Annotated in this window: 6 protein-coding genes; 2 read left to right on the forward strand and 4 right to left on the reverse strand. The window is 59.1% G+C overall.

The window, feature by feature from the left end; genetic code table 11:
• Positions 1-343: 343 nt before the first annotated feature.
• Positions 344-853 carry a L,D-transpeptidase family protein gene (locus GV832_RS19190; protein WP_168776498.1) on the forward strand — a complete coding sequence of 170 codons (510 nt, stop codon included), beginning with the start codon at positions 344-346 and terminating at the stop codon, positions 851-853.
• A gap of 675 nt (positions 854-1,528) precedes the next feature.
• Here the strand turns inward: GV832_RS19190 and GV832_RS19195 are convergent.
• The 4 genes from GV832_RS19195 to GV832_RS19210 all read right to left on the reverse strand — a co-directional run bounded on the left by GV832_RS19195 (position 1,529) and on the right by GV832_RS19210 (position 7,671).
• Positions 1,529-1,912 carry a hypothetical protein gene (locus GV832_RS19195; protein WP_227754542.1) on the reverse strand — a complete coding sequence of 128 codons (384 nt, stop codon included), beginning with the start codon at positions 1,910-1,912 and terminating at the stop codon, positions 1,529-1,531.
• Positions 1,913-1,928: 16 nt separating this feature from the next.
• The gene (locus GV832_RS19200) at positions 1,929-5,078 is read right to left on the reverse strand and encodes an efflux RND transporter permease subunit (protein ID WP_168776499.1); all 3,150 of its coding nucleotides are present in this window, start codon (positions 5,076-5,078) and stop codon (positions 1,929-1,931) included.
• 9 nt (positions 5,079-5,087) lie between these two features.
• Entirely contained in the window at positions 5,088-6,773 is a 1,686-nt protein-coding gene (locus GV832_RS19205) for an efflux RND transporter periplasmic adaptor subunit (protein WP_168776500.1), read from the reverse strand.
• 82 nt (positions 6,774-6,855) lie between these two features.
• The gene (locus GV832_RS19210; RefSeq protein WP_168776501.1) at positions 6,856-7,671 is read right to left on the reverse strand and encodes an ATP-binding protein; all 816 of its coding nucleotides are present in this window, start codon (positions 7,669-7,671) and stop codon (positions 6,856-6,858) included.
• 100 nt (positions 7,672-7,771) lie between these two features.
• Here GV832_RS19210 and tnpA point away from each other — a divergent pair, with 100 nt between their 5' ends.
• Positions 7,772-8,185: an IS66-like element accessory protein TnpA gene (gene tnpA / locus GV832_RS19215; protein ID WP_168776502.1), complete on the forward strand. Its 414-nt coding sequence runs from the start codon at positions 7,772-7,774 to the stop codon at positions 8,183-8,185.
• Positions 8,186-8,250: the final 65 nt, after the last annotated feature.

The raw sequence follows: 8,250 nt of genomic DNA on the forward strand, positions 1-8,250 counted from the left end.
GAACCATGTGTAAACGTCCATTGCCTTGCGCCTGCGTAGCCCACTGAAGACGCCATCTGACCGAAATACATGATATATCGACTCTGGATTGCGCGCATCGTCAATGACCGCAAAACCTCACATGGCCGCTTCAATAAATATGGGAATGATCTTCCTCGGCAGGAGCCCGCTTGGTGGCCAAATCACGGTGCACCCAGTCGTCCTGCGAGTTACCAGTTGTGTCTCTGTGATGTCGATCATAGGTTACTTCTGGCGATGGCTACCGCGCGATGCGCTAGCCTTTTGGAAAAAGGCAGACGCCAAAGCTCGACTGCGACCACTTTGAACTGGGCACCCACCCCACATGGTATCTTGCGGCACGCGACGCTTCTTCTTGCTAGGCACGGTCGTCGTTCTGCTGTCCGCATGCGCAGGAAAGTTTAGAACCTATGATGGACCTCCGGTCACGCGCTTGCGGATTTACAAGTCCGAGCGTCTGCTTTTTCTCGATGGTGAGACAGGTCCATTGAAAACATATCCGATCGGACTTGGTTTTGCTCCGACCGGTCACAAGCAGTTCGAAGGTGATGGAAAGACTCCCGAGGGCAGATATGTCATCGACAGGCGAAACCCAGATAGTCTTTACCATTTGTCCATAGGTATTTCCTATCCTAATGATGCAGATTTTGCCTTTGCTGCCGAACAGGGCCGCGCACCCGGAGGAGATATCTTCATTCACGGTGGTCCCAGACGGGGAAAAGAGCCTCTCAATGTCCGAGACTGGACTGCAGGCTGCATCGCCGTCAACGATCGGCAGATCGAAGAGATATACTCCATGGTTCGAAATGGCACACCTATCGAGATCTTCCCGTAGAAAGTTCATTGAAGCTTTCTCTGCGAAAACTCGGTTCTCGTGGACTGAGTGCGGGCGCTCAGGTTGCAGGATCGGCTATTTTTGGAGTTCCAATAAAGCCGCTTTGGGGTAGCGTTACTCCTCCAGCAGCCCGAAAGTGAAAACGCTTGTTAAACCGCTTTTGGGCAACGGCGATGGAGGTCGTCAACGACGATCCCGTAGGCATGCAGCTCCCTTTGTTCGGAATTGTGCGGGCGACCCCGCGGCAGGTGAGGGCAATTGTGCGACAGCATGTTCTGATCGTTCGTTGACGACATTCGCAGCACCGCAGCGAGGCCCGCCGCGCGCGCAGATCACCGCATCCGCAACCGTCTAGCCGCTCCGCATATCGGGGAGCAGGACCTTGATGGTCGCCCCCGATCCGACTCTGTCATCGGTCGAGTCCAGCTCGAACGGGTCGTCATCCGCGCCACCCCGGCAACGGAAATGTTTAGAAAAAGAGTCAGAGCGCAGCCGCTTAGGAGGAGAAGAGTGAAAGCCACATCGACGTATCTTGTGACTAGCGTTCACTGCCTCCAACGAATTGGCGCGGGATTCTGCATCGCGCCTGTCGGATCTGTCGATCGAAAGGCTCCATTACAACAGGAGAAGCGATACTGCATAATGACCAAGAGCGGAGCGTTCTCCGCTGCCACCCTAGTACTTAGCCTGCACAGAGCTTCCGTCCGGGGCGACGAGCTGTAGCGCGCCCTTCACGTCCTTTGGCACGCCGACGGCCGAGTTCCCAGAAAGTCGGCCATCTGCATCAGGCGTCAACTCAAATCGCTGCGCAGCACCGTCGATCAGCAGAATGGCATTAGCGGTCCAGCCGTTTGCCGAAACAGGCTCATCTGAACCGTCAAAAAGATAGACGACAACGGTCAGGGTGCCGTTGGCGACCAGTTCTGCATGCCATGCACCAGCATCGACCTTCCAGCCGCCATTCGGGCCGGGGCGCGGTTCATGCGCCAAGGCAGCGACCGCGAACAGTGAGCCGATGGCAGCAAAGCCGATCCGACGCGAGAGCGTGATGAGGTTCATAGTTTGACTCCGATGATCAAAAAGCTTCAAGAGTGGGGGCGTGGCCAGTTACATCCGCCTGCTTTGCGGCCTCTGCACGCGCCTGCGCCACAAGGCGCTCTAGCGGGACGCGGCCATAACGCAGGAACAGCGTCGGGGTCAGCACGGTATCGAGCAAAGTCGCGGTCACGAGGCCGCCAAAGATCGTAATGGCGACAGGATGCAGGATTTCCTTACCAGGAGCATCAGCCCCCAGCATCAGCGGCACAAGGGCTACGCCGGCTGAGAGCGCAGTCATCAGAACAGGTGTAAGTCGCTCGAGGCTCCCCCGTATGACCAGGTCCCGCCCGAAAGGCATATCTTCATGAATGGCCAAGTTGATGTAGTGGCTGATCTTGAGAATCCCATTGCGCGTGGCGATTCCCGTCAGAGTGATGAACCCCACCATCGAGGCCACGGATAGCGGCTGCCCAGACCACCAGAGAGCCGCAACACTGCCAATCAGCGCCAAAGGTACGGAGGCCATGATGATACCCACGAACAACGGCGATCGGTAGCGGCTGTAAAGAATGGCGAATATCATTGCCAGCGAGAGTATCGACAGCAGCCCGATCGTCCGCATCGATTCTTCCTGCGCCTGGAAGGTACCTTCCAGCGTGGCGAAAAATCCCGTCGGCAGATCCTTCGTCGCCATGACCTGACGGATCTGCTCCACGATCTGCGCCATGTCGGTCTGACCATCAGAGTTTGCCAGCACAACCAGCCGCCGCTTGCCATTCTCGCGCAAGATCTGGTTCGGGCCGTCGGTCTCGACGATATCGGCAATCTGGCTGACCGGAATCCATCCGCTCGGTGTTTCGATCAACAATTCACCGAGACCCCGCGTCGTCCGTTCTTCGTCTTGCAAGCGCAGAACCACATCAAAGCGCCGGTTCCCATCAACGATGCGCGAGACGATACGGCCGTTTGACAACTGCTCAAGCTGCTCGGTGACGGCCGCAGGTTGCAAACCATAAAGTGCCGCTCGCCCATAATCGACAATGATCTCCAGCTGAGGAATGCGGACCTGTTTTTCTACCTGAAGGTCGACAACTCCCGGAATTTCAGCAAGCGCCACGCGAAACTCCTCGGCCAGTGCGCGCATAGTATCGAGATCTTCACCGAAGATTTTCAGGGCTATCTGCGCCCGAACACCCGAAAGCATATGGTCCAGTCGATGTGAGATCGGTTGGCCGATGTTCGTCGTCACTGGAAGGACCGACAACCGCGCCCGGATGTCGGCTTCGATTTCGGCCTTGGGACGGCCATCCTCGGCAAGCTCGACCTCGACTTCAGACGAATGAACGCCTTCGGCGTGTTCATCAAGTTCAGCTCTGCCGGTGCGACGGCCAACCAGAACGACTTCAGGGACCTCCATGATCAGTCGCTCCGCAACCAAACCGACCCGCTGGCTTTCTTCCAGCGAGATACCTGGGTTGAACAGCATGCTGATCGTCAGTGTCCCTTCGTTGAAAGGCGGCAGAAAGGCGCGTGGAAGCTGGGTCGCAAAGCTTCCCGCTGTCACTACCGCCGCCAGCACCCCTGCAATCAGCAGGCGTGGATGCCCGAAGGACCATTCGAGTAGTCGTTTGTTGCTACGTTTCAGGACCCGGACGATCATGCCTTCGTGCTCGTCCAGCCGCTTTAGGCCGGGCAACATGTAGTAGGCCATGACCGGGGTCAGGGTGATCGAAACGACGAGACTCGCGAGGATCGAGATAATGTAAGCTTGTCCCAGTGGCGCGAAGAGGCGCCCCTCGATGCCCGACAGCGCGAAAAGCGGTACGAACACCAGGACGATCGTCATGGTGGCATAGACGATGCCAGACCGAACCTCCTGACTGGCCGACACAACGACATCGAACACGGAACGCGGATTGCCCTTCTCCCGATTTTCGCGCAAACGCCGAAAGATATTCTCGACGTCAACCACAGCGTCATCGACAAGTTCGCCAATGGCGATCGCGAGCCCGCCTAGGGTCATCGTGTTGATCGAAAGTCCCATCCAATAGAAGATGATTGCCGTGACCAGGATCGAGACTGGAATGGCTGTCAAAGAGATGATGGTGGTTCGGGCATTCAGGAGGAACAGGAACAGGACGACCGCGACGACGGCGATGGCTTCCAGCAACACCTTTTGTACGTTGCTGATCGATGTCTCGATAAAGGTCGCCTGCCGGAAGAGGATGTTGTCCGCCTTGACACCCTCCGGCAAAGCGGCGGTCATTTCTGCAAGCGCCGCTTCGACCTGTCGCGTCAGGTCAATGGAATCCACGTCCGGCTGTTTCTCAATCGACACGATGACCGCATCATCACCCATGAAGCCGGCATCGCCCCGCTTCGTGCGAGGCGCGAAGCTGACTTCGGCGACCTGGTCCAAAGCAACCGGCTGGCCCCCGACCGATGCCACGACAAGACTGCCCAGATCCGCGAGGCTCTGGGTTCGACCGATGTTTCGGATCAGGAATTCGCGACCATACTGGTCGGCAAAGCCGCCCCCCGTGTTCGCGCCGAACCCTGCCAACGCCGACTCAACATCCTCATAGGTTACCCCGAATGCACGCATGGCTGCTGGATTGGGTGCCACACGATATTGCCTTACTTCGCCGCCAATGGGGATGACGTTGGCAACGCCGGGAATAGTCAACAAGCGGGGGCGGATGGTAAAATCTGCCAGTTCGCGCAATTCCATCGGGGTGACATTGTCAGGACCCGTAACCGCGATCAGCATGATCTGCCCCATGATGGATGCGATCGGACCCATCTGCGGCACCACACCCTGCGGCAATTGCGCTTGTACCAGCGTCAGACGTTCGGCGATCTGCTGACGATTGCGATAAATGTCGGTGTTCCAGTCAAACTCGACATAGACGATCGACAAGCCCACACCCGACGTCGACCGAACCCGAGTCACGCCTGGCAACCCGTTCATCTGTGTCTCGAGCGGATAAGTAACCAGTTGCTCCACTTCGGGTGGGGCCAGCCCTTCCGCCTCAGTCATGATTGTGACGGTCGGGCGGTTCAAGTCGGGAAACACATCGACCGGCAGACGCGTGACAGTCAGCGCTCCGTAAAGCACCATCACCGCAGCAATCGCGAGCACGAACATGCGGTTGCGTAGCGACTGCGTGACAAGAAAGTTGAACATGCGTGCCGCCTATCGGATCTGGTTGAGAAGCTCGGCGCCTTCAGTGACCACGCGCAGGCCGACTTCCAGCCCTGCGACCACCAGCACGTTGTCGCCGTCCAGGGGTTCTACGCGCACCTCGCGCTGCACGAACCGCTCTGCATTGGTTTTGACGTAGACTACCAGTTGCCCGTTCGCGCCGCGCAACACCGCATCGCGAGGCACGACAATCCCCTCGCGCTCAGCTGGTGTTGCGGCGATCACGCGAAGCAACTGCCCCGCCCGTAGTCCTTCGGCCTGCCCAACCACCGAAAATCGAACAGGTACTGCCTGCCCCTGATCGGCCAGCCCGGTGCCCTGATACTTCAAATCAATGGTAGCCCCGTCGGCAAACACCGCAACCGCCGCATCTCCCAGCGTTTCGGACCTGTAGCTCAGCGCTTCGACCCAGAATTTGCCTGGATCGACAATTTCGTAGACCGTAACGCCGGGTGAGGCGATTTGGCCTGCGATGGCCTGGCCTGCGGCGATCACACCTTCCACCGGTGCAATCAAGTTCTCGGAAATGTCTGTCAGGGATACCAACGCATCACGTTGGGCGGTCAAGCTTTCTTGCTCGATCTCCAGTTCCTCGATCTCCGTCCGCGCGACAGCCGTGGTGAGCTGCTTGCGTCGATCGAGGCGCCGACTTACCAACTCCAGTTGTTGCTCAATCTCTCGGATTTGTTGCTGCCGATCGGCGAGGTCCACGGCGCCAATCGTCGGCTCGACGATCGCAACGATCTGTCCCGCCTTGACTGACGACCCAAGCTGCGGGAAGCCGCCTTCTGGGGCGACGAGACGGCCTTCGAGCGAGGCCTGAACATACCCCGAAGCATTGGGATCGGGAATGATACGCCCCGGAAGCTCAATCCGGCGTCCGTGCAGCGCAGTCTCTGTCACCAGCGTGCGAACCCCGAGGACACGTTGCGTACCCTTGGGCACAAAGAGACTGCCGTCGGGAAAGCGCTGCGCCACATCGCGCGTTGCCGCTGCCGGGGCTGGCAGCGCTGCATTTGCGACTGCAATCTCTGCATATCCGGGCGATGGCGCGGCAAAAAGGGCACCCACCATGGCCGTCACGATCGCCGTCGCCGTCGCTGGTCTCTTCCGCGGCCGCCGGAACAGTGCCACGCCGAGGGCACCGATCAGAAGTCCCAGCCCTGCGGCAACCGCAAGTGAGAGATCCCTGGCCGTAAAGCGTGCGCTGAGATCGCCCAAAACGCTTGCAGCAATTGCGTTCACTGCGGTGGCCTCGACCACAGGTGCCGTAGGTGCCGCAGGGATCGTCAGCGTCCCGATCAGGACATCGAAGCCGGCATCTGCAATGACCGTTATCGCCAGGTCATAGCTTCCGGGGGTGGCGACCCACGGCGCCGAGAAAACATAGATGCCTGCATCAGTTTCTGTGCCGACAATGATGCCATTTGGTGTGTCCATCTCAACCGAAGCGCCATTGACCGGTGTGTTTGTGGCAAAGCTGTCCAGGTAGACATGCATTTCAGCGCCACGAGTGACAACGACGGCCTCGAATTGTGTGGAGGCCGCTTCGACGCGAGGCGCGATGGTCGTACTGACCGGCGGCGGTGGCGCGCCATGGTCGTGCCCCTCATGCGCGGCAGCCGCACCTCCGAATGCAACGGTGAAGGCGATGATACCTGCCTTTAGAAACCGCATATCCCACCTCGAGCCAGTTTGCTTTCGGCCTCGAATGAGCGACCAGCGTCTCCGCAAGATTTCTACTTTGTAACAAACTGTTTCAGCTGCTCGGCCCTGGCAACGAAACACTGACGCGGAGCCCTCCGGACGGCGCGGTATCGAAGGTCAATGTGCCGTCATGGCCGTCGATCACTGCGGCGGCAATCGTCAGGCCCAGACCGAAGCCACCCGTTGCGTTGTTACGGGACGACTCCAGCCGGACGAAAGGCAAAAGAACTCTTTCGCGGTCGGCCGGGGCGATGCCCTCCCCGTCATCGTCAATTAAAACAATTACCCGCCCTGAGCGTTCAGCGACCGTCACGCGCGCGGTTCCGCCATACTTTACCGCGTTACCGACAAGATTTGCGAATGCTCGCTTCAGACCCAGCCGCCGCCCAGTGACGACGGCAGAGCGTGGCCCCGCGAAAGTCAGCGCGGCCCCTTGGTCGATCAAGTCGTCGGTGACCGTTTCCAGGATTGCAACCAGATCGACCTGGCGCAGGGTCTCGTCAGACCGGTCCCCTCTCAAGTATGAAAGTGTCTGGTCGATCATGCGTTCCATCTCATCGAGATCCTGAGCGATGGACCGGGCAAGAGGGTTGCTTTCGATCTCTTCGGCACGAAGGCGGAGCCGTGTGATTGGTGTCTTCAAGTCGTGGGACACGGCGGCAAGGGCTTGTGTACGGTCCTCGACCGACCGGGCTAGCCGGTCCTGCAGATCATTGAAAGCGCGAGCCAGAACCGCGACTTCGTATGGACCCGTCTCGGGCACGGTCGCCACCTTGCCGGTAGTGTAGAATCCATTTGCCGCCTCGGCAAACTGTGCAAGTGGCCTTGAAATCCAGCGCACAAGCAGAACAGCAGTGGCCAGTGCCACAGCCGCGATCAACCAAACTACCATGACGGTCTGTGGCGCGTAAGCCTCCGGTTATGGCCGTCTGACGCCATTTGCTGAGGTCAGGTAAGACGCTGACCTTATGGATGACTCTAAGTTCAGATCACAGGTTGAGGTTCTCTCTGTCGTCGACAAAGGTCGGCGGCGGGATTGGACGGATGTCGAGAAGGTTCGGATCGTCGAGGAGAGCCTGCGGGGGTTCCGGCAGTGTTCGGCGACGGCTCGGCGGCATGGGATATCGCGTGCTCTATTGACGCGGTGGCGTCGGGATTACCGGGCAGGACAGCTTGGCTGTGACCGGCGGCCGCAATTTCTCGCGGTTGAGGTTGCCTCGGAGATAGCGCCGAAGTCAGTGCCGCCGTCGGCGCTCGGTTCGGATGCTGGTCGTGGTGATCGCATCGAGATCACCCTGGGCAATGGGCGCAAGCTCGCGATCGGGGTGACCATCGACCCGATGGTGCTGGCGCGCCTGGTTCAGGTCCTGGATCGGGCATGATCGCGTTCCCTGCGGCAGCAAAGGTCTGGATTGCGGGCGGCGCGACCGACATGCGGTGCGGGATG

This window comes from Stagnihabitans tardus, from assembly GCF_009925085.1.
GTDB classification, from domain to species: domain Bacteria; phylum Pseudomonadota; class Alphaproteobacteria; order Rhodobacterales; family Rhodobacteraceae; genus Stagnihabitans; species Stagnihabitans tardus.

Bases quoted from the DNA above. Each gene is read 5' to 3' on its own strand.
- GV832_RS19190 (WP_168776498.1), top strand. From the start codon at position 344: ATGGTATCTTGCGGCACGCGACGCTTCTTCTTGCTAGGCACGGTCGTC.
- GV832_RS19195 (WP_227754542.1), bottom strand. From the start codon at position 1,912: ATGAACCTCATCACGCTCTCGCGTCGGATCGGCTTTGCTGCCATCGGC.
- GV832_RS19200 (WP_168776499.1), bottom strand. From the start codon at position 5,078: ATGTTCAACTTTCTTGTCACGCAGTCGCTACGCAACCGCATGTTCGTG.
- GV832_RS19205 (WP_168776500.1), bottom strand. From the start codon at position 6,773: ATGCGGTTTCTAAAGGCAGGTATCATCGCCTTCACCGTTGCATTCGGA.
- tnpA (WP_168776502.1), top strand. From the start codon at position 7,772: ATGGATGACTCTAAGTTCAGATCACAGGTTGAGGTTCTCTCTGTCGTC.